General features: G+C 36.4%; 21 protein-coding genes and 1 riboswitch. Of the genes, 4 read left to right on the forward strand and 17 right to left on the reverse strand.

Annotation, left to right across the window (positions count from 1 at the left end; genetic code table 11):
* The 4 genes from MHI40_RS18800 to MHI40_RS18815 form a co-directional block, all read right to left on the reverse strand.
* On the reverse strand, positions 1–948 hold the full coding sequence (locus MHI40_RS18800) for an ABC transporter permease (protein ID WP_340764130.1): 948 nt from the start codon (positions 946–948) through the stop codon (positions 1–3).
* On the reverse strand, positions 948–1,883 hold the full coding sequence (locus tag MHI40_RS18805; protein WP_093537902.1) for an ABC transporter permease: 936 nt from the start codon (positions 1,881–1,883) through the stop codon (positions 948–950). Before MHI40_RS18805 ends, MHI40_RS18800 begins: the two co-directional genes overlap by 1 nt.
* Positions 1,884–1,895: 12 nt before the next feature.
* A complete protein-coding gene (locus tag MHI40_RS18810; protein WP_340764132.1) occupies positions 1,896–2,720 on the reverse strand; it encodes a M55 family metallopeptidase in 825 nt (274 codons plus the stop codon).
* Positions 2,721–2,953: 233 nt separating this feature from the next.
* The gene (locus MHI40_RS18815; RefSeq protein WP_093537904.1) at positions 2,954–3,313 is read right to left on the reverse strand and encodes a hypothetical protein; all 360 of its coding nucleotides are present in this window, start codon (positions 3,311–3,313) and stop codon (positions 2,954–2,956) included.
* A 243-nt stretch (positions 3,314–3,556) separates the two neighbouring features.
* Between MHI40_RS18815 and MHI40_RS18820 the strand changes: the two genes are divergently transcribed.
* Positions 3,557–5,032, forward strand: a complete 1,476-nt coding sequence (locus MHI40_RS18820) for a BCCT family transporter (protein WP_340764134.1) — start codon at positions 3,557–3,559, stop codon at positions 5,030–5,032.
* Positions 5,033–5,430: 398 nt separating this feature from the next.
* On the opposite strand, the gene MHI40_RS18825 is transcribed toward MHI40_RS18820, so the two are convergent.
* Entirely contained in the window at positions 5,431–6,168 is a 738-nt protein-coding gene (locus MHI40_RS18825) for a cyclase family protein (protein ID WP_340764136.1), read from the reverse strand.
* A 94-nt stretch (positions 6,169–6,262) separates the two neighbouring features.
* Positions 6,263–6,365, reverse strand: a riboswitch (SAM riboswitch).
* A gap of 202 nt (positions 6,366–6,567) precedes the next feature.
* Between MHI40_RS18825 and corA the strand changes: the two genes are divergently transcribed.
* The gene (gene corA, locus MHI40_RS18830) at positions 6,568–7,530 is read left to right on the forward strand and encodes a magnesium/cobalt transporter CorA (protein WP_340764138.1); all 963 of its coding nucleotides are present in this window, start codon (positions 6,568–6,570) and stop codon (positions 7,528–7,530) included.
* A gap of 546 nt (positions 7,531–8,076) precedes the next feature.
* Here corA and MHI40_RS18835 read toward each other — a convergent pair.
* From MHI40_RS18835 to MHI40_RS18850, 4 genes are all read right to left on the reverse strand, one after another.
* Entirely contained in the window at positions 8,077–8,883 is an 807-nt protein-coding gene (locus MHI40_RS18835) for a hypothetical protein (protein WP_340764140.1), read from the reverse strand.
* A gap of 108 nt (positions 8,884–8,991) precedes the next feature.
* The gene (locus MHI40_RS18840; protein ID WP_093537916.1) at positions 8,992–9,369 is read right to left on the reverse strand and encodes a hypothetical protein; all 378 of its coding nucleotides are present in this window, start codon (positions 9,367–9,369) and stop codon (positions 8,992–8,994) included.
* A 20-nt stretch (positions 9,370–9,389) separates the two neighbouring features.
* Positions 9,390–9,863, reverse strand: coding sequence for an acyl-CoA thioesterase (locus tag MHI40_RS18845; protein ID WP_093537917.1), 474 nt, complete (start codon positions 9,861–9,863; stop codon positions 9,390–9,392).
* Between the two features lie 51 nt (positions 9,864–9,914).
* Complete coding sequence (locus MHI40_RS18850) at positions 9,915–10,880, reverse strand: DUF4003 family protein (protein ID WP_340764144.1); 966 nt, start codon at positions 10,878–10,880, stop codon at positions 9,915–9,917.
* Positions 10,881–10,971: 91 nt separating this feature from the next.
* Between MHI40_RS18850 and rluF the strand changes: the two genes are divergently transcribed.
* The gene (gene rluF, locus MHI40_RS18855) at positions 10,972–11,676 is read left to right on the forward strand and encodes a 23S rRNA pseudouridine(2604) synthase RluF (protein ID WP_093537919.1); all 705 of its coding nucleotides are present in this window, start codon (positions 10,972–10,974) and stop codon (positions 11,674–11,676) included.
* A 95-nt stretch (positions 11,677–11,771) separates the two neighbouring features.
* Here rluF and MHI40_RS18860 read toward each other — a convergent pair whose 3' ends face one another.
* From MHI40_RS18860 to MHI40_RS18885, 6 genes are all read right to left on the reverse strand, one after another.
* A complete protein-coding gene (locus MHI40_RS18860) occupies positions 11,772–13,313 on the reverse strand; it encodes a Mur ligase family protein (protein WP_340764147.1) in 1,542 nt (513 codons plus the stop codon).
* Positions 13,314–13,507: 194 nt separating this feature from the next.
* Positions 13,508–13,726 carry a hypothetical protein gene (locus MHI40_RS18865; RefSeq protein WP_340764149.1) on the reverse strand — a complete coding sequence of 73 codons (219 nt, stop codon included), beginning with the start codon at positions 13,724–13,726 and terminating at the stop codon, positions 13,508–13,510.
* Between the two features lie 91 nt (positions 13,727–13,817).
* Complete coding sequence (locus MHI40_RS18870; RefSeq protein WP_322788095.1) at positions 13,818–14,117, reverse strand: DUF6509 family protein; 300 nt, start codon at positions 14,115–14,117, stop codon at positions 13,818–13,820.
* Between the two features lie 292 nt (positions 14,118–14,409).
* On the reverse strand, positions 14,410–15,414 hold the full coding sequence (locus tag MHI40_RS18875) for a serine hydrolase domain-containing protein (protein ID WP_340764152.1): 1,005 nt from the start codon (positions 15,412–15,414) through the stop codon (positions 14,410–14,412).
* 12 nt (positions 15,415–15,426) lie between these two features.
* Positions 15,427–15,945, reverse strand: coding sequence for a DUF4825 domain-containing protein (locus tag MHI40_RS18880; RefSeq protein ID WP_340764153.1), 519 nt, complete (start codon positions 15,943–15,945; stop codon positions 15,427–15,429).
* Between the two features lie 14 nt (positions 15,946–15,959).
* Positions 15,960–18,581, reverse strand: coding sequence for a cation-translocating P-type ATPase (locus MHI40_RS18885; RefSeq protein WP_340764156.1), 2,622 nt, complete (start codon positions 18,579–18,581; stop codon positions 15,960–15,962).
* Positions 18,582–18,707: 126 nt separating this feature from the next.
* Here MHI40_RS18885 and MHI40_RS18890 point away from each other — a divergent pair, with 126 nt between their 5' ends.
* Positions 18,708–19,532 (forward strand): STAS domain-containing protein, encoded by an 825-nt coding sequence (locus MHI40_RS18890; protein ID WP_340764158.1) that lies wholly within the window; start codon positions 18,708–18,710, stop codon positions 19,530–19,532.
* Positions 19,533–19,645: 113 nt separating this feature from the next.
* On the opposite strand, the gene MHI40_RS18895 is transcribed toward MHI40_RS18890, so the two are convergent.
* On the reverse strand, positions 19,646–20,299 hold the full coding sequence (locus tag MHI40_RS18895; protein ID WP_340764159.1) for a hypothetical protein: 654 nt from the start codon (positions 20,297–20,299) through the stop codon (positions 19,646–19,648).
* A 13-nt stretch (positions 20,300–20,312) separates the two neighbouring features.
* Positions 20,313–20,756: an ASCH domain-containing protein gene (locus tag MHI40_RS18900; protein WP_340764602.1), complete on the reverse strand. Its 444-nt coding sequence runs from the start codon at positions 20,754–20,756 to the stop codon at positions 20,313–20,315.
* Positions 20,757–20,825: the final 69 nt, after the last annotated feature.

Here is a 20,825-nt window from a genome sequence, read left to right on the forward strand (position 1 = left end):
CTACCTCCTAAGCTTCGGATCTAGCGCATCCTGAAGTCCGTCCCCTAGTACATTAAAGGCGAACATCGTTAAAGAAATAAACAATGCTGGGAAGAATAAGCGCCACCAATGACCAGATAATATAACAGGAAGTGCATCATTTGCCATAACACCCCAACTTGCAAATGGAGCTGCTATCCCTAAGCCTAAAAAACTTAGAAAAGCTTCCGCAAAGATTGCACTTGGAACTGTAAGAGTCATTTGAACTATAATAGGACCCATTGTATTCGGTAATAAATTTTTCCGGATAATTCTAGAGCTCTTAGCACCAAACGATTTGGAGGCTGTTACAAACTCATAGTTTTTTATTTGTAGTACCTGTCCTCGAACAATACGCGCCATTCCTACCCATCCTGTAACAGTAAGAGCTACTATGATTGTCGTTAAACTTGCCCCCATGATAACCATTAACAAAATAACAACTAACAAATGGGGTAATCCATAAAGTACTTCTACTATTCGCATCATAATGGAATCCGTACGTCCACCTTTATAACCACTAATACCACCGTAAATAATGCCAATAAAGAAATCGATAAGCGCAGCCATTACTCCTACAAATATAGAAATACGGGCGCCATACCAGGTTCTTGTAAACACATCTCTTCCTGCTTCGTCGGTACCAAACCAATGAGCAGCGGATGGAGGTTGGTTTTGGTTAGGGTAATCAGTAGCGGTAACCGAATATGGAGAAAAGATAGGACCAAATATAGCGAAAAGCATCAATAAAATGAGAAAAATTAATCCACCCATTGCCAATTTATTTTTTCGTAATCGACGCCAAGCATCTTTCCAGTAGGATAATGAGGGTCTTACAACCGTTTCTGCTCCTCCATGCTTCTTTGGTAGAGGTTGAAACCACTCATCTTTTACATGCTGTGGGGACACTACTTCTTGTGAATTTGTCATTAGGCATCCCCTTCTTTTCGGTGTAATTTTATACGTGGGTCCAGTAATCCGTAGACAATATCTACAATGAATAGCATGAACACTAGAAATGCGCTATAAAACACAGTTGTACCCATGATTACGGGGTAATCTCGATTATTAATACTCTCCACGAAATATTTCCCCATACCTGGAATGGCAAAAATACGCTCGATTACAAAAGTACCTGTTAGTATTCCAGCAAGCATCGTCCCTAAAATTGTCACAACTGGCATAAGTGCATTTCTTAATGCATGGCGAACAATTATCCGTACGGGAGATAATCCTTTAGCACGGGCCATTTTAATATAATCTTGTGTAAGCACCTCTAACATACTAGATCTAGTTAAGCGAGCAATAATAGCGGTGGGTCCCGTTGCAAGGGCTATTATAGGCAATATCATATGTAACGGACTAGACCAGGTTGCTGCCGGTAGCAAGTCCCAGGTCACAGCAAGTTGTTGAATAAGTAATGTTGCAAGTACGAAGTTAGGTACAGATATACCAACTACTGCAAATGTCATGGCAAAGTAGTCTACCAGACCATTATGTCGAAGTGCAGCAATCGTACCCAGTATGATCCCTGAAAGCAAAGCTACTAAAATAGTAGCCATCCCAAGTTCAAAGGAAATCGGGAATCCCCGCGCTAACAATTCATTTACGGATTCATTCGGCTTCTTAATAGATGGCCCAAAGTCAAATGTGACAATGGATTTTAAATAACTTAAATATTGAATATGAAGGGGTTCGTCTAGTTTATAAAATTTTTCTAAGTTTGCTTGAATGGTAGGATTAGTCGTCCGCTCTCCCTCAAATGGAGAACCGGGTATTAAGTGCATCAATACGAAGGTTAATGTAGCAATGATGAGAATTGTCGCAATCATCATGATAAAACGCTTAACAATATATTTTCCCATTCAAAAGCCCCCTTAACAGAATTTAGCTTGTAACGCTAATTCCACCATAACAAGCATTGCTCGATATGCTTCTAAAATATCTTTCGCTTTAAACTCCACCACTGTAGTATCTTTTATAATTTCACAACCCGGCATTAAAGCCGCCCACTCCGCTTGACCATAGTTTACAAATTCAATTCTTAGTACTGGTTTTTCAGGAGGAGTTAGAGGCTTTATTTGATCTCGTTTTTCTATAGCCTCCACTATTTTCTTTCTAAGCAAGGCCTGTGATTTTAAAGGATGTAACGTCTTAACAGCTGAACGAGAAATAGACTCCTTCACCACTGCAGTCACGACTCCAGGTAGAAGGTCCTCCGCTTCCCTACACGCACCGTCATCTCCTGCCACCATAATAACTGGCACACCATAATATCCTGCTACAAATGCATTTAATCCAAGTTCTCCAACTACTACTTCATTTATGTACATATTACGAACCCCAAATATCATCGAGTGACTCATTACACCGGGTTGTCCAGCCCGTGAATGATAACCTGCAAAAACAGCTCCTAAATACGTTTCATCTAGTGCGTGCACCATTGAATAAGGCTTAAAATCCCCTGTGATTAAGGAAGCATCTGGATGTAATTCTTCTACCAGGAGATTATTCATTTTAGAGTGACTGTCATTGACTAGTACTTCTTTTATACCTTTTGATAAAGCACCTTCCACAATGGCATTTGCTTCTTGAGTCATTATACGTCTCGCCCGTTCGTAATTATGCTTGTTGGACTCTACAAACGTGTAATCTGGCAAACCTGTTATTCCTTCCATATCGACCGATAAAAATAGCTTCATATTATTCCCCCATATCTTTCTACTTTTCTCTTTCTTTTAGAAACCGAAATAATTATAAACTTTATCAAAATATACTGAATATTACAATACATCTAAATACATAGATACATTGTATCGAATGATTAGAAAGAAAAGCTTTACATTAAAATCATAATAAAAAAGCAAATGCACTTTGATATAAAGGCATTTGCTGTTGTTTTCTTCATAACGAAGAAAACTAGAATACAGATGAATTATCTATTCTGACCTGGGAAGAACTGTTGCTGTCCGAATTGTTGTTGCCCAAACTGTTGTCCGTATGGTTGACCAAATGATTGTTGTGGAAACTGTCCTTGTTGCATAGGAAATGCCTGTTGACTGCCGGGTACCATTACATTTTGATTTGTAACTGTGTAAAAGTGCTGAGGAACGTTTACGATATGCTCTCTATTCACATTTACAATTGGATGGATAACAGGCTGCATTCTAGGTAAGAACGAATCACGCACTCGGTATTGCGGAGGACAAACAACTGGTTGAGCAGCTGGTTGTTGCCACTGCTTTTGTTGACAAGGATTACAGGAACAGGGTTGTTGATGTTGATGTTGATTCATTGTTAATTCACCTCCTTCTTGCACTACTATTAGTAAATGCAAGAGGAGAAGAAACTAACTAGACAAACATCCCCATTAAGTAAAAATAAAAACAGCTTGATAGGCTTTATTGTGAAAGAAGAAGTTTCAATCTAAGCTAAAATGGTAATACTATAAGGAATAAATATAAGTATTTTGGTTGATTCTATAATATTTTATTAGTATAGTTAAGCGTTTAGGATAAAAACGCGAGAGAGGGAAAACATGAAAAAATTATCAAAGGTATTTTATATAACGATTGGTTTAATAGTTTTAGCTGTTGGATACGGTGCTTTAGCCCCGGAAAGTTTTGAAGCTATTACTAGTACTATTAAAACTTTCGTTGCTTCATCATTTGGTTGGTACTATATGTTACTTATGACGCTAATGTTAGTATTAAGCATCTTCTTCATCTTTAGTCCCTATGGAAAAATCCGACTGGGAAAAGATTCAGATCGTCCGCAATTTTCAACTATTACTTGGATTTCTATGTTGTTTTCTGCTGGTATGGGAATTGGGCTTGTCTTTTATGGGGCAGCTGAACCCTTGTCACATTTTGCCATTGATCCTGCCACAGCTGAACCAGGTACGAATGCAGCTTTTAAAGAATCCCTTCGTCAAACTTACTTCCACTGGGGATTCCATGTTTGGGCTATGTATGGGGTTGTTGCATTATCTCTTGCATTCTTCCAATTCCGTAAGGGGGAACCAGGCTTAATCTCCTCCACTTTGAAACCAATTTTTGGCAAACGAATGGAAGGCCCATGGGGTACTCTCGTAGATGTGCTCGCTGTCTTTGCCACAGCATTTGGCGTTGCTACTTCTCTTGGATTCGGTGCTGTTCAAATTAATGCCGGCTTAAATTACTTATTTGGCTTCAAAATTGGCATTACGTCTCAGATTATCATTATAGCGGTTGTCACCGTCCTCTTTGTAGCATCTGCTTGGTCTGGATTAAGTAAAGGGATAAAATATTTGTCCAATATAAATTTACTATTAGCTCTTGCTTTACTTGGTTTTGTCGTTATTATGGGACCTACCTTACTGATTCTAGATATGTTTACAGATTCTTTCGGAGGTTATTTAGGGAATATTGTACAAATGAGTTTTCGTACATCCCCATTGAATGGTCATAATCGAGAGTGGCTAGACAATTGGACTATCTTCTATTGGGCTTGGTGGATCTCATGGGCACCATTCGTTAGTATGTTCATTGCTCGAGTATCTAAAGGTCGTACAATACGTGAGTTTGTTACAGGTGTTCTTGTAGCACCTACTTTACTGGGAACATTTTGGTTTTCAGCTTTTGGTACAACAGCCATTGACTTTCAGAAAAGAGGCATTGCTGATTTAGCACAAGCATCTACTGAATTGACTATTTTTGAAATGTTCCATGTGATGCCTTTCTCTACAGGTATTTCTGTTTTTGCTGTGTTATTAATTGCTTCCTTTTTCATTACTTCGGCAGATTCTGCCACTTTCGTTCTTGGTATGCAGTCGACCAACGGGTCACTGACTCCACCGAACAGAGTGAAGCTCGCTTGGGGAATCACATTATCCGTAATCGCTATTATTTTGTTATCCGTTAATGGATTAGCAGCATTACAAAATACAATTATTATTGCCGCCTTACCATTTTCATTCGTAATGTTACTTATGATTATTTCACTGTTTAAGGCTTTAAAAGCAGAAAGAAAATAATGAAAACAAATGAAATGCCAAGGGTTTATTCCCTTGGCATTTCATTTATGTTTAAAACTTTACTTTCTTTCTCATTATCAAATGAGACCCGAGAAAGAAAGTTATATTTTTACTCAGCTACAGTATTCTACAAATGAGTATGGAAAGTAGTCGAGATCTTACACGGATTAACTCCAAACTATGCTGTTCTTCTGTAAGCTTATTACCATGATGTCTAGAAGCAAATCTGCATTGCGGACTAATACTCAACTGCTCCAGCGGAACATATTGAGTTACTTCTGTGTTCAAAGAAGTCTAAAGCCCGCCAGTAAACTTTCTGGTCTTAACAAACTTCCTACATGGTCCGCTCGAAATGGAGCTTGAATAGCTGTTTGAACTGTCCATTTATCTCACTCCTTCTATGGTAAGATGGCAAATGATCGAACTGGGAATCCAGAGGCTTTTTCTGGCTTCGGGACGATATTGAAAATAATGGCTCCTGTTGCAGGGAGCTTATCTAAGTTCGTCAATAATTCTATTTGGTAAGTATCTTGTTCAAGCACATAATATTCTCCGTGTAATGCGCCGTTTTTTAGATAGTCAGCACTTGAATCAGTGTCGAATGTTTCATGTCCTATAGCTTTAATCTTTCGTTCTTGAAATAAAAACTTCAAAGCTTCTAATCCCCAACCCGGCGCGTGATTATTACCCGCTGCATCCTTATTGTTAAATTCCTTTTCGTCTGGCCAACGTTTACTCCAATCGGTTCTAAGAGCGACAAATGAGCCTTCTTCGATTTTTCCGTGGGCTTTTTCAAATGTGAAAATGTCATCCACCGATAAAGTAAAATCATTATCTTCAGCCGCTTCCTTTGACCGATCAATGACGACTAATGGTAATACCAATTCTTTCAATTCGAGTTCTTCTAAGTAACGCGTATCCCTTACAAAATGTATAGGTGCATCTATATGCGTGCCGTACTGTCCTGCAAATTGAAAGCTTTGTGCAAAGAATCCATCGTCATGATTAAACAATGTGTCGATTTCAGCTGCTTTAAAAGCAGCGAAATGTGGTGAATTAGCTCCAAATGTGTGTGTTAAATCTACCCACTGCTTTTCCTTCAATGTGTTGAATGCTTTTAGTAATTCCGATGACATATTGATTTCTCCCCCTATTTTTTATAGTTAAAATCAAATAAAACCCCTTCTTAGAAACAAGAAGAGGTTTACACGTCATCGGTGAATTAGTCTCTTCTTATCTTCAAGCATAACGCTTCTGGAATTAGCACAGTACAAATTTTTGCCTGTTGCTGAGGTATCATAGGGCCAAGTCCCTCCACCTCTCTTGATAAGAAAGTTGTTTTATTTGATTAATACCTAGTATACAAATAGAAATTACCTAAGTCAACCACTATTTTCATTTTATTTAGAATATACCATCTTTATTGGTGGAAGCATCATAATTTTCTTTTCATTTCCTCAGTTTTTTAGGTACATTAATAATATGAAGACTATGAGATAATATGAAAAGAGATAGTGATGAAAAGAGGGATATGTATGATCCATACGATTGGCATAACGACCGATCATGAAATAGTAAATGACTTTCCTATAGAAGATATAAAACGGAGAAAGTTTGAATGGTACTGGATTGACATTGCTGAGCCAACTAAAGAAGAAGAACTTTTACTTAGTTCTTTCTTTCATTTTCATCCACTGGCTATTGAGGATTGCTTACAAAGGCTACAGCGTCCTAAAGTGGACTATTATGATGGTTATAACTTCTTTGTTTTACATTCTTTCAATGAGGAAACATTAGAAGCAGAAGAGTTAGACATATTTGTTGGTCAAGACTATGTAGTGTCATTTCATTTCCATCCGATGCATGAAATGGAGCAAGCACGGGAGCGTATTAGACAAAATTCACAGGGCTGGGATAGAGGTGCTATCCATGCAACTTATAATATCATCGATAAAGTGGTGGATGCCTATTTTCCGATTGTCTATAAAATTGAAGGCTATTTAAATGCTGTAGAAGATAAGCTATCTTATGATATGCGCCATTTTTCTATGGATTCAGTGTTTGATCTTCGAGGAGATTTGTTACGTTTAAGACGTACAGTTATTCCTATGCGAGATTTACTTTATAGAATATTAAATTCAGAACGAATGAATTTACAGCAAACGGAACACACCTACTTTGCAGATATTTATGATCATTTAATACGACTGACGGAAATGATTGAATCTAATCGAGAGCTGACAGCTGATATACGTGATAGTCATATGTCGATAAACTCTAGTAGGATGAACCGTATCATGATGATCTTAACGATTGTATCAACTGTTTTTATACCCTTAACGTTCATTGTTGGAGTATACGGTATGAACTTTGCAAACATGCCTGAACTTGAGTGGAAATATAGTTATTTCGTAGTACTCGGTGCTATGGTCCTCATCGCTTTTTCTATGCTTAGTTGGTTCAAATACAAAGGGTGGTTTAATCTGTTTAAAGATTAATATAAGAGAATCCAGGTATAAAGGCGCCCGGTCCTTGAAGTGAAAACTGTTTCTTTCGTTTTCGAGGGACTTTGGACAAACGTCTTGCTATATGATTACCGATTGAATTTTTAGTGATATTGGTTGTGACTTGGTCACAACCAATATCACTTTTTTTCAGTAATCTTATGGCATTTATCTGCCCGTCGCCCTTCTACAACACTTAGAACTAGGTAAGTATGTTTAGAGAAAAGTATTACAGAGTAGTACCCCTAATTCAACAGACAATTTTATTACTATAATAGCTGCTTGTACTACTCATATCATCTAACCGAAAGGCTGCAATATCTTAAAGTTAAGTACTACACATTTGATTGCAGTCGAAGGTGGCAACGCCCGCGGAAAGCGGCCACCTGAAACGGAAATCAGCAGTATTATTCATTCTTTTAAGTCACCCTAACTCATTGTTCACGTTACATTTTTATATACTTCCTGGGCACATATTGAGTATAGAACATATATTTTCTTAAAAAAAAACGAGTAAATTCTAGATGAATTTGCTCGTTTTTATTGATTGGCTGTCCAATAGTAAAACAATGCAGTAAAAGTTAGTTTTTCTGTGTGCGTTAAATTATGCGCAAGGGAGACATGGACATTCATTGCTTGGACTTCAAATGCAGGATGCGTAGCATATGGAAAAATTCCAAACCGATATGCTGCTAATCTTTGACCACCTAAATCATCAACGTCAATGTCTCCATATACACTTTTCGCTTCCATTTGAAGTAGTTTTTCGTTATTTGCATCAAATATTATAGCTCTATTTTTTAAAGAAATTAGTGGCATAACAATAGTAGTTATGTGTAGACGACTATGATCTAGCACCTTTATTTTCATAAATCTAAGCTTATTGTAAATGGTAAACGTAGACACTACCTTCTCATCCATTGTTATCAATTGATAAGTAACTGGGAAGAACATTCCCATTTTGAAAATACTAAATGTGGATAGTTTCCTTCGAAAGGGCTGTTCTTCAGTAGGACTTATCTTATATAACCGTTCGCCTGTACCGGAGACTAAATAAGTCTGAGGAATTAACGAAACGTCTCGTTGGAAATTAAGTTCCTGAATCGGAAAACTAGCTGAGTAATAATTGCTATCCACTTTTTTCTCTTCAGGCAATTTTTCTGCAGCATGTTGAAACAAAAAAGAAGAGCTATATAAAACAAGTAATGTAAAGCCAACAGCAAGATGAGTTTCAAAGTCATGCCACATAACATCTTTGAAAACTATAAGCAAAACTATGTATATTCCTACTAAGCTTATAGATGCGAATTTTGTATATTGAGCAGATTTTTCATAAATATGTTTCAAGTTTCTCACCTCTAATAGTCTTTACGAAGAATTATCAAAATAGTTCCATCAAAATACTGAACAAAAAAACTGTAAACACACTGCTTTAAGCAATGCACTTACAGTTTTTCATTGTTTTTCCAACGCTCTTCCAAATAGCTTACCGATAAAATACCATAAAATATATATCCCAATTACTATACATACAAAGAACAGAGCACTCTCCATTTTTTCCGGAAGACCTATGGGCTCTAAGAATATTTGAATCGTTACTAACAGATAAATGATACTTGCAATACCTGCTAGTAATACGATACCGATAATAGATAGTTGCGAATAAGTTAGTTGTTTAATATGATGCCGATGCTTACTAAATTCCAAGAGGATTACGAGTATAATTGCCGTGAAAGTGATAGTAACTTCTTGAAGATAAATTGAATTGATCAAATATATGACAAGCAACATAACCATCAAATATTTGTAAAGGTCATCAATTTGTTTTAGCACTTGAGCCACTTCCTACTCTTTTAGTATTTCATTTCTAGGCGTTGCTTACGATGAGCGCGTCTAGCAGGTCCCGTTTCAAATAGACGTTTTTCCTCTTCTGTTTCTGGATGTATGCCCTTAACAGGTACAGGTTTCCCATTGTCGTCAACCGCAACCATTGTTACGTAAGATTCTGTTGTTAGTTTTTCTTCCCCTGTAAGTAGGTTCATGGACGTTACTTGAACATAAACTTCCATGGAAGAACGACCTGTAGAAGAAACAACTGCTTCTAGCTCTAATACATCCCCCACTTTAGCAGATGAAAGGAAGTCAACAGAATCTATAGAAGCTGTCACTACAGCTCCTTGTGCATGTTTCATAGAACATATCGCTGCAATTTCGTCGATAAAAGCAAGTACTCTTCCTCCAAAAATTGTTTCGTGGTGATTTGTATCTGGTGGCAATATTAAATGTGTTTGAATAGTTCTTGATTGACTCATTGGATTCGTGTTCATTATTTCTAACTCCTCTAATCTAAATAGTATATGTTTAGTATAGCATGTTCATCAATTTGAGCCAGAATCTGCTGCTGCAGCGCTTGTTGCTGCCATAGTCGAAATCATAATTGCTTGCTGTGCTTGTAAAATAAGCTCTAGAGAAGTTGCCATGGAAATTGCGGCACTTGCATAAGCTTCTTTAGAGCATCTTAAAGATAATCCGAAAGCAATGGGAAGAGCCGAGTCTTTGTACCATGAAAATAATTTCGTACTAGCAATGGATTCATAGGTTGTTACAACCTCGTTCAGTTGTTCTTCATCTAATTTTAAAGCTGCCATAAATCCAATAATCGGATATTGTGCTGCGGATGTTTTTATTTTGACGCTTTTCAAACCATTGCGGATAATAACTGCCCTATTCACCATATTTTCTTCATATTCAGGGTTAGAGTACGTGAGAACCTGTGACATCCATTGTAGTTCATTCCCTGTGTAGAATTTATGTTGCTTTAGTTCTTTATAATAGCGATTCATCGTTTCCGCTCGAACTGCAGTATCGCCTTCCATCTTCCCTAGAAACATTGCATAAGGGTAGTCATCTGTAGAGGTTAAAAAACGATGATACGTCTTCATATCATCCATTAACTTTTGTGCCATCTTCAATTCAAATGGCCACTGCTCTTTTTGATCTGACATCATAAGAGCAGCTAAATAAGTATAGCTATTCATTTTAATACCAAACTGTTTTAAAGCATCTGCTTTTTCCATATACAGATTTACTGCTTGTTCCGGATCTGCTCCTGATACATCTAGAGTTGCTACAAAAAGAGGATGTAAATGTGAGCGTAAAGCAGAAAAGATTCCAGCTCTTTTTTTCAAATGACTAGACACTTCTTTATATCTACTTTCATCAAATTCTTTTTCTAAAGTTACATAATACCCTGCAAGTGACAAAGTTATACGTTTATCTACAGTCCAACCTAATGTTTTTTTCAGTGCATTAAATGTTTGCTCTAATCTTTGTTCAACTGTCATACCAATCACTCCTTTTCTAATTTACGCTATTACTCTAATTTAGTTTCAACTTTTGTTATAATTAATGCATCAAGAAAAGTAGGTGTCTATAATGCGAATTAATAAATTTCTAAGTGAGGCAGGAATTACTTCTAGACGCGGTGCCGACAAGTGGATTACTGATGGAAGAGTAGTGATTAATGGAAAAACTGCAGAACTCGGTAGTAAGGTTGAAGCGGGCGATGATGTTCGAGTTGATGGCAAACAAATTGTTGTGGAGCAACCACTCGTTTATCTAGTATTAAATAAACCTGTAGGTATTACTAGCACTACAGAAACTCATATAAAAGGTAATATTGTCGACTTCGTTAATCATCCACTTCGTATTTTCCATATTGGGCGATTAGATAAAGATTCCGACGGTTTAATACTTCTTACAAATGATGGTGATATTGTAAATGAAATTCTACGTGCAGAAAACAGCCACGATAAAGAGTATATTGTGACAGTCAATGAAAAAATCACCGACACATTTATAGAAAAAATGGCTGCCGGTGTAAATATTCTAGGGACAACAACATTGCCATGTAAAGTAAAGAAAATTGGACCAAAAACCTTTAACATTATCTTGACCCAAGGCTTAAATCGTCAAATTCGTAGAATGTGTTCCGCATTAGGGTTTTCAGTGAAAAGATTACAACGAATACGAATCATGAACATATCTATTGAAGGTCTCCCTATCGGAGAATGGAGAGAACTTACACCTACTGAAAAAACAGAGCTCTTTCAGACGCTTAACTATTCACCAAAACGGTAATAGTGTGCAGCAGAGGGTTAACATGGCATATTGATTGGTAAATTTATACTCATGAAAAAAAGCAGCTCCAACAAAATGGAACTGCTTTTTTCATATTATGTGTTTCCCGCTACTCGTTTTTCGAGCGGTTGGAATAATTTCTTTTTATCGACATTCGGGCGAATAACTTCAAGTTGTTCAAGTGCAAGTTTTGCACCATAATCCATTCCTTGGCAACCTGCTAATAACAGTAAGTCCCCGTCCGTAACATCGTAAAGACCATGTTTAATAGCTTCAGGCAACTCTGCGTAAAGTTGAACTTTGATACCCGCTTCTTCCATAACTTCGAGGAATACTTCAAGCTCACTCTCCGAAACTACATCCTTTTGAGTCACATGGGAACGACTTAATGTCGCAATCACTTCATGTATACCTAGCTTTGGTGCCCATTTAGCAATGGTCTCTGCATTCTCTCTGTTCACTGTCACTCCACGATCTCCACGAATAGCATAAACAAGTTTGATACGTTCAAAGTCCATTTTTTCTAAAGTTCCCAGCGTGATGTCGATGTTTCCACTGTTTGCAAAGTGGTCATCAATAATTTTAAAATCATCTTCAAAAATAATTTCAAAACGACGCTCTACGCCTACAAATTCTGCCAAACTTTTTTGGATAGTAGCTACTGGCACTTCACATAATAGTGCGATCACAATACTGACCATTGAATTATATACAGAGTGAAAACCTGGAGTTGAAAGTTCAATAGTAAACTTTTGCTGAGGTATTACAAGATCCTGCGTTACTAGATCTTGTTGAATTTCCACCGTGAATTTGGCTCTTCCTGTTGATAGGTCTAAATTGGTACAGATGACATCTGCCGATTGATCTTCAACACCAATGGTAATAACTTTTGCTTTCGTTTTGTTCATAAGTGAAGCAGAATAAGAGTCATCCAAGTTTAAAATAGCTACTTTATCAGCACCAGCATTTCGAATAAGACCAGACTTATGATGAAAATAGTTTTCAAACGAAGAATGCAAGTCGATATGCTCACGACTAATATTATTCAATGTAACAATATCAAAGTCTACACAGCCTACACGATTTAATTCCAGTGCTGAGGAGGAAACTTCCATTGTTGCATGACTGACATTCTCCTCCACCATTTGTGCATAAAAACGTTGTAAATCAAGTGATTCTGGCGTTGTTAATTCAGAAGGCTCTGCATAATCCCCAATTTTCACTACGACTGTCCCCATAAGCCCCGTTTTAAAACCATGGTTTTCTAATATGGCATTTGTCATAAACGAAGTAGAAGTCTTCCCATTAGTCGCGGTAATCCCTATCGTCTTCAACTTCCGTGTAGGGTGATTATAGAAAGCATCTGCAAGTGTAGCTAGAGCCACACGTCCGTTTTCCACTTTATATTGCGGTAACTCAATTCCATCGATAAAGTCCTCTACTACTAGAGCAACGGCACCATTCTCAACAGCTTGTCCTGCAAATTGATGTCCATCTACTTTGAATCCTTTTATACATACAAATACTTGTCCTTTTTCCACTTTTCGTGAATTATAAGCAAGTCCTGTTACTTTTATTGGTCCAGCATTTTTAGTTTCTAAAACAGGTATATGCTTCAATAAATTTGTAATCTCCATCAAACAGCCACCTTTTATAGTAAATCTTCTCCATCAGTTTACCTCAATTTCGATAAGAATTAAACTCATACAACTATTATTAGTAGAATTCTATTTAAACAGGTGATTCAGAATAAGAATTAGTTACATCTCTGTTAACGTGTGGCAAAGGAATGAGAATATTTATTCCAGTTTATATAAAAGTAATACTATTTTTATTCACAAGTAACTGGAGACCAAAAGCCATCCTTCTCCACCACTACTAGTTCTACTTTATCAAAATTCTCAAAACACTTTTCTATAATCAGTTCATTTGCTTGATAATTTTTATGAATTTGATTAAACACTAAACCGCCAATCGTTAGTATAGCTAGACTTCCAACTATTGTGATCATGATTTGTAGTTGTTTTTCTTCAAGTGTACCTCCATTCACGATTGGTTTTTCCTACCAGTTTAAACAACAAACATTGAGAAAACAGGCTAAAAATAAAAACCAAGAAGCGATTTAATTCGCTTCTCGGTTTTTATTTACTGTTATAATGTTCTTTACAAAAAGCAAGAACGACTGCTTCTTCTTCGTCTTCTAAACCAAAGTCTAATACTTTACCGTTACTCCGATTTAAGAAATGGTATTGTACAATACGCGCTTCTGTTTCTTCTACGACTAGAATAACACGTAAGTCTAATGAATTATTTTCATCAAAAAGTTCATCGTCTTCAGGTACTTCTAATCCAAGTAAGAATTCATAACGATCGCCTGTTATAATTCCTGTTGGATCGTTTAACTTATCAACTTCGTAGGATGTTATTTTCAAAAAGTCCACCTCCGTACTTATAGTTTATCATTTTTTCTAGATAATAATCCATTTTCATTATTATTGATATAATAATGCTTAGTAACTACCAAGTTTAGGAGTGAAAAAATGCGTCTAAATCCAGAAAAATTTATTTATATTTTAGTTCCTTTATATCTTTTACTATTAATATTCGGTAGAAATATAAATGAAGTGCTGTATTCTATATTGTCTTTTGTCTTGGGAATTAGCATGCTTTACTTGGCTTATAAACTTTTAAAAAAACAACAAAATCGAAAAAAGAAATAAATCCAATATTATTTTAGAACGATTTTTCTAATTCTAGCATCATTGCATATGCTCCTTTAGATTTGTTGGAGCATATAGCTACAATAACGTTATTATGTGGGTAATAAGCCGAGTGAAAACTCACTCCTGGATCATATCCCATTACATGATACTTATGGATTTGATTTTCTTTTTTCTCTATCCAAATACCATACCCATAATAACTATTAGATTCCTCTTGAATATGTGGGGTCATTAATATTGCCTTATCATTCAATAATTTATCTTGTATTAGTGCTTCCCAAAATAACACCATATCATCAGCAGTGACAAATCCTCCACCATCTGATCCTCCTTGTATCGGAATAGAATACATATTCGTTTTCCATGTGCCGTCTTCGTGATCTATATAACCAATTGCTGTTTTAGTAGGTAATGCATCTAAGGCAAAATAACCGGAATTGCACATCCCTGCTTTGTCCATAATATTTCGTTGAACATAGTCTATGAAAAGCATTCCAGTCAATTTTTCTACTATTAAACCAAGTACTATATATCCCGCATTATTATAATAGAACTTTTCACCGGGTATAAATCTTTGCTTCTCGCTTTGAAAAAAGGGTAAAAAATCATGCAAACGGCGGATATGGTACATCGGAGTACTTATCCATAACTCTTCAAAGTCATCCATTATTTCCTCATCAAAATAGTCTGGAATACCTGAAGTATGCGTTAAAAGATGATGGACTGTTATGCCTTCATGAAAATGTGGAAAAGAAGTATCTAAGATTTCTTTTAATAGGCTATCAAATCTTAGTTTTCCAGCTTCTACAAGCTGAGCAATCGCAACTGCAGTAAATAATTTACAACCCGAAGCAATCCCAAAACGTGTATGCTTCTCATTTAGTACTGCATCTGTACGATTTGCATAGCCAAAACTTTCTTGAAGCTGTACCGAATCACCTTGTTTTACAACAATAGATCCTGAAAATTGGTTTTCTGTTTGCCTCTTTTTTAATTGGTCTGTTAAAATTTCCATAGTAAAACACCCCTATTTTGTATATTGATCAATCCAATTGGTTGTTGTACTTTCCATTAGAGCGTTTTGAACTTTATCTTTAAATATGCTCGGATCTATTAACCTCTCAAAATCATCTCCAAACCATTGCTCCACATTCTCTCTGGTCAACACATAGGATTGGTCTGAAAAACGCATATCTATTACTTCTAAATTTTTTATCAATACAAAAGCAGCTGTTGTATTATATATAACTGCTTTTTCGTCGCTACTCGTGTTGTAATTTATAGCGGCTGTGAATGTATCTGGCTCCAACTCTACCGTGTACTTATAATTAGAAAGTGGAAGTTTATTAAATAGGTTTGTAATGTTAGAGTTATTGCCCATATAATCATTTTCATATGCAAGTACTTTATTGAAATTATGAGTTTCTACAGACAGTTGTTTCACATCTTCCTTTTCGACTTGTTTCTGATTATTACTAAGTACATAAAATACTCCTATTAATAGTACTAAAGCGATTCCGACTACAAGCCCTATTGTCTTTTGCAATTATTTTCCCCCCTCTACTTTTTAAACAATTTAACCAACTCATTAATGATTAATGGCAGCAAGCTAAGTGCAATGACAATTAGCCAATCCATCGAACCCAATGATTGAACGCTAAACAATTTAGCTAATGGTCCAACCGAAACTATTAGGACTTGAATAATTACGCCAACTAGAATAGAAGCTAACAAGAACTTATTTTTGAATATACCTACTTTAAATACAGATTGGTTCATAGATCTAAAGTTCAGCGAATGGATTAACTGTGAAAAACTAAGTGTAATAAATGCCATTGTCTGTGCATGCATTAATACATTCTCGGGAACACCCGATGTTACGCCATTTAAACCAATTATAAAAGCTACAAGGGTAATTATACCGATTAACAATCCGTTCAATATTAAAAATGGTAGCATTCCATGAAAAAGTCCCTCTTTTTGTCTCCTCGGTTTTTCCTTCATGACTCCTGGTTCCTCTGGATCTACACCAAGTGCCAATGCTGGGAATGTGTCTGTCACTAAGTTCACCCAAAGAATATGAATGGAACGGAGTGGGGTTGGCCATCCAGCCACAATAGCAAAAAACAGTGCAATAATTTCACCTAAATTACAGGAGATTAAAAAGATAACCGACTTTTTTATATTTTTATATATATTTCTACCTTCCTCTACTGCTTTCACGATAGAGGCAAAGTTATCATCGGTCAATATCATATCTGACGCACCTTTTGCTACATCAGTTCCTGTTATTCCCATTGCAACTCCAATGTCTGCTTCTTTAAGGGACGGCGCATCATTCACACCATCTCCTGTCATTGAAACAGTATGACCGGCAGACTTTAATGCTTGCACAATTTTCACCTTATGTTCAGGTGATACTCTTGCAAAAACGTTTGTTTTATTACATGCAGTCTTTATTTCTTCCTCTGTTATATTATCCAGCTCAATACCTTCCATTACTTCTGATTCTTGCTTGGCAATACCTAACTCACGAGCAATGGCAAAAGCAGTATCTCTATGGTCTCCAGTTATCATCACTGTTCGAATACCAGCTTTTTTACACACTTCAATAGATTCCTTCACTTCTAATCTCGGTGGGTCCATCATTCCCACAAAACCTACAAATATTAAATCCTCTTCAGACCCTACTAGTCCTTTATGTCCCTCCACTTGGTAGGCCGCAGCTAATACACGAAGTGCAGACTGTGACATGGTATGTGAAGCAGAGATAATTTCTGCCTTTATTTTCTCGGTTAAGGGCATGACACCTTCTTCAGTCATTATTTGATTACAATGATTTAATAATCGATCTATTGCACCCTTTGTCATACGGTAATATTCATTTTCATGTATATGCACTGTAGTCATTAACTTCCGGTTCGAGTCGAATGGAATTTCATGAATACGTGGGTACTCTTTTTCTAGTAAATCTTTATCTAGATTATTTTGAGCTGCTGCTGCCACTAATGCTATTTCAGTGGGATCACCAGTTTCTGTATCTTTTGTATATGTAGCATCATTACATAATACAAAGATTTTCATCAATAGATTTTGTATATCGTTTTCTAACTGAAAATCTTTTAGGGCATGTATTTGACCGTCGGCATAGAATTTCGTTACTGTCATTTTGTTCTGGGTGAGTGTTCCGGTTTTGTCGGAGCAAATTACATTTACTGAACCCAATGCTTCGACAGCTGGTAATTTTCTAATAATGACATGTTGTTTAATCATCCTCTGTACACCGATTGCAAGAACAATAGATACAATGGCAGGCATCCCTTCAGGAATAGCAGCAACCGCCAAACTTACAGCAATCATGAACATTTCTAGAAAATCTCGCCCCTGTAAAATTCCTATTAAAAACATGACCAGTGAAATAATCAAAGCCCCTATACCTAGGTATTTCCCTACTTGTGCCAGGCTTTTTTGTAATGGTGTTTGCTCATCTACAGTAGTATTTAACATACCGGCTATTTTACCAATTTGAGTATCCATCCCTGTAGCTACAGCTATTCCTGTTCCTCGTCCGACTGTTACAAGCGTAGACATAAATAGCATGTTTAGCTGATCGCCAAGTGGAATATCCTGTTCGTCCTTTTCTAACAGAGCAAATGCATCTTTATCAACAGGAACTGACTCTCCCGTAAGTGTTGCTTCTTCTACCTTCAAATTAGCAGACTCTATTAGACGAATATCACATGGGATATAAGAACCTGCCCCTACCACCACAAAATCTCCAGGCACAACCTCTGCTGAGTCTATTTCTTTCATTTCTCCATCTCTTTGCACAATCGCTTTTGGGGTAGCCATATTTTTTAGTGCTTCCAGTGCATCTTCTGCTTTGGATTCTTGAATAACTCCCACAACAGCGTTAATTATTACGACCAGTCCTATAATAAGTGCATCTGCAATCTCGCCAACAAAAGCAGAAACGACAGCAGCAACTATCAAAACATAAATGAGAACATTGTTAATCTGTGAAAATATTCTCTCTACCCAAGTTTTCTTGCGATTAGTAGCTAATCGATTGTGGCCGTATTGCTGCAATCGTTTTTGTGCTTCTAGCTCCGTGATCCCTTTGTCGTTTTTAACATGAAGTTCCTGGAACACTTCTTCTTTAGATTTTTTATACCATATCATCTCGGTTTCATCTTTCCTTTCTAGTAATTGTTTAAATTACGATATTTTGTTCCACCTAAGTGGAATAATTTGTTCAGTACCCTTACAATAATATTAATATTAGAAAGATTGAAGGAGATAGATGAAATGAGTCATCTAAACAAAGAATTATTTGATTTTATCATGACCAATAAATCGGAAATAACAGATGCATGGTTAACTCAACAGTCAAAAGATAATCCAACCTACTCCCTACCACAAAACAATACATACTTGAGAGATGAAAATGGAGCTTTAATAGAAGCTATATCTTCTGTCTATATCCGTGATCAATATGAATATCTTGAATATATCAACACCCGTTCTGCAGTAGTCGCAGAAAAGAGAGCAAAAGAAAAATTCCCTTTGTATGAAAGCATCCGAAGTTTTCGTAATGTCCGGATTGCCTATTGGGCTTTCGTTCAAAAATTTATCCAACAGTCTACAACTCCTGTAACTGGAAAGCAGGTTGCGGAATGGTCTAATTTGATGAATACTGCATTTGACCACATCATTGAAAACTTTGCAAAGTATCATCATATATATACAGCAAATCTTCTCGCTACCCAACAAGCTCTGATTACAGAGTTAAGTAGTCCTGTTATTCCTATTAAAGAAGGGATAGGAGTTTTACCTTTAGTAGGAAATATCGATACCGAACGTGCATCCATTATTTTAGAAACCACCTTGGAACAGAGTTTTGCTAAAAAGCTTAGTACCCTTTTTATAGATTTATCGGCAGTACCAGTATTAGACACGATGGTTGCCCAACAATTGTATCAGCTGCATTCTGCACTAAAACTTATTGGTGTGCATGCTATTTTCTCTGGAATTCGACCTGAACTTGCTCAAACGGCAGTTTCACTAGGTATTAACTTTGCAGATATGCAGTCCTATTCCACATTAATGTACGCTTTGAAGGCTAATTCTTAAGTTATTCACAGTGTATCCACAGTACACAAATTTCCAGAGAGTTACCCACATGTTAATAACTTTCCAAAAGAAAAGCGACAATTATTCCACTGTGGATAATTAGTCGCTCTCTTTTATTGAATCGTTATTTTTCCTTCTCTATTTACTAGAATTTCTTTTCCAGTCTCCAGAACTATTTCTAATGGAGAAGTTTTACTCATATTTTTAGAAAAATACCATTTTCTCTGTGGGGGAACTAATAAAATAAACGTATCTTTTTTTCCTAGAAAGTTTAATTCATCCGGTTCAATTTGGACATGCCCGGAAATAGGAATACCAATACTTTGCAGCTTTTCTCCTGATTCCTCTACAAAGGGAGTAGTAATACTTACCTCACTTAGATTTAAAAATGACTCAATGCTGAAATCACTCCATTTGTCTACATTTCTCCTTGCTATTAACTCAATCACATTACCCGTTGGATCTTCAAAGTAGAAAGCATCTGCTTCAAACCGAGCATAATAGATTTCATCTACAGATGCTTCTCTATTTAGTAACACTCTCTCTTTTGCCCAATGTTTTGCAAGGGTGAATTGGTTACCTGGTATATTAATGGCAAAATGATAGGAAGTCTGTAAATCGGAATGTCGAAAAATGAGCGTCGAAGTTCCAATTGATAGTTGGAAATATTCGTCTGTAGATTGTTCTATAGGAAGCTCTAAAACATTCCCATAGAAGCCTCGTAATTGTTTTAATTGATTTGTATATAGCGTTACTGTCTTAAACATATTCTCTCCTCCATTACTTAACGTCTATAAGTTCAAAACGCTCGCAAACTAGTAACATCTCTTCTGAAAACTCCCTATCTAATTCTTTTAACTCGTTTGTGAAAAATTCGATATGTACCTTACGCCAATGTTCATAGCTAAGATCCCCTTCTCCTTCTGCATAAGCAAAATCCAAAGGTACCTCTTTCATCGGCATTATTTTCACGTCCGATGTCCGAATTATACAAACTGGTTCATCCTTACTATTAAGTACAATACTATAATCGTTTACCATAGGAAGTGGCTCATTCTCTAACTCATAATGTAAATGCAATGAGCAGGTAGCAGATTTTACTCCATCCTTTACTAGCTGAGCCAATTCATCTGGAATACCACCAAACTGCCATGCAGTGACTGAAAGCGGCTTTTCTTTTCCAACAAAATACGTATCCCAATACTTTTTAGCTAATGCATTCATCATGAAAACCTCATTCAATTTATTTTTTCTTTAAATTCAGTATATTAAACTACGTCTGTAATTACTATT

It is taken from the genome of Psychrobacillus sp. FSL H8-0510 (genome assembly GCF_038008345.1).
Taxonomy (GTDB): domain Bacteria; phylum Bacillota; class Bacilli; order Bacillales_A; family Planococcaceae; genus Psychrobacillus; species Psychrobacillus psychrotolerans.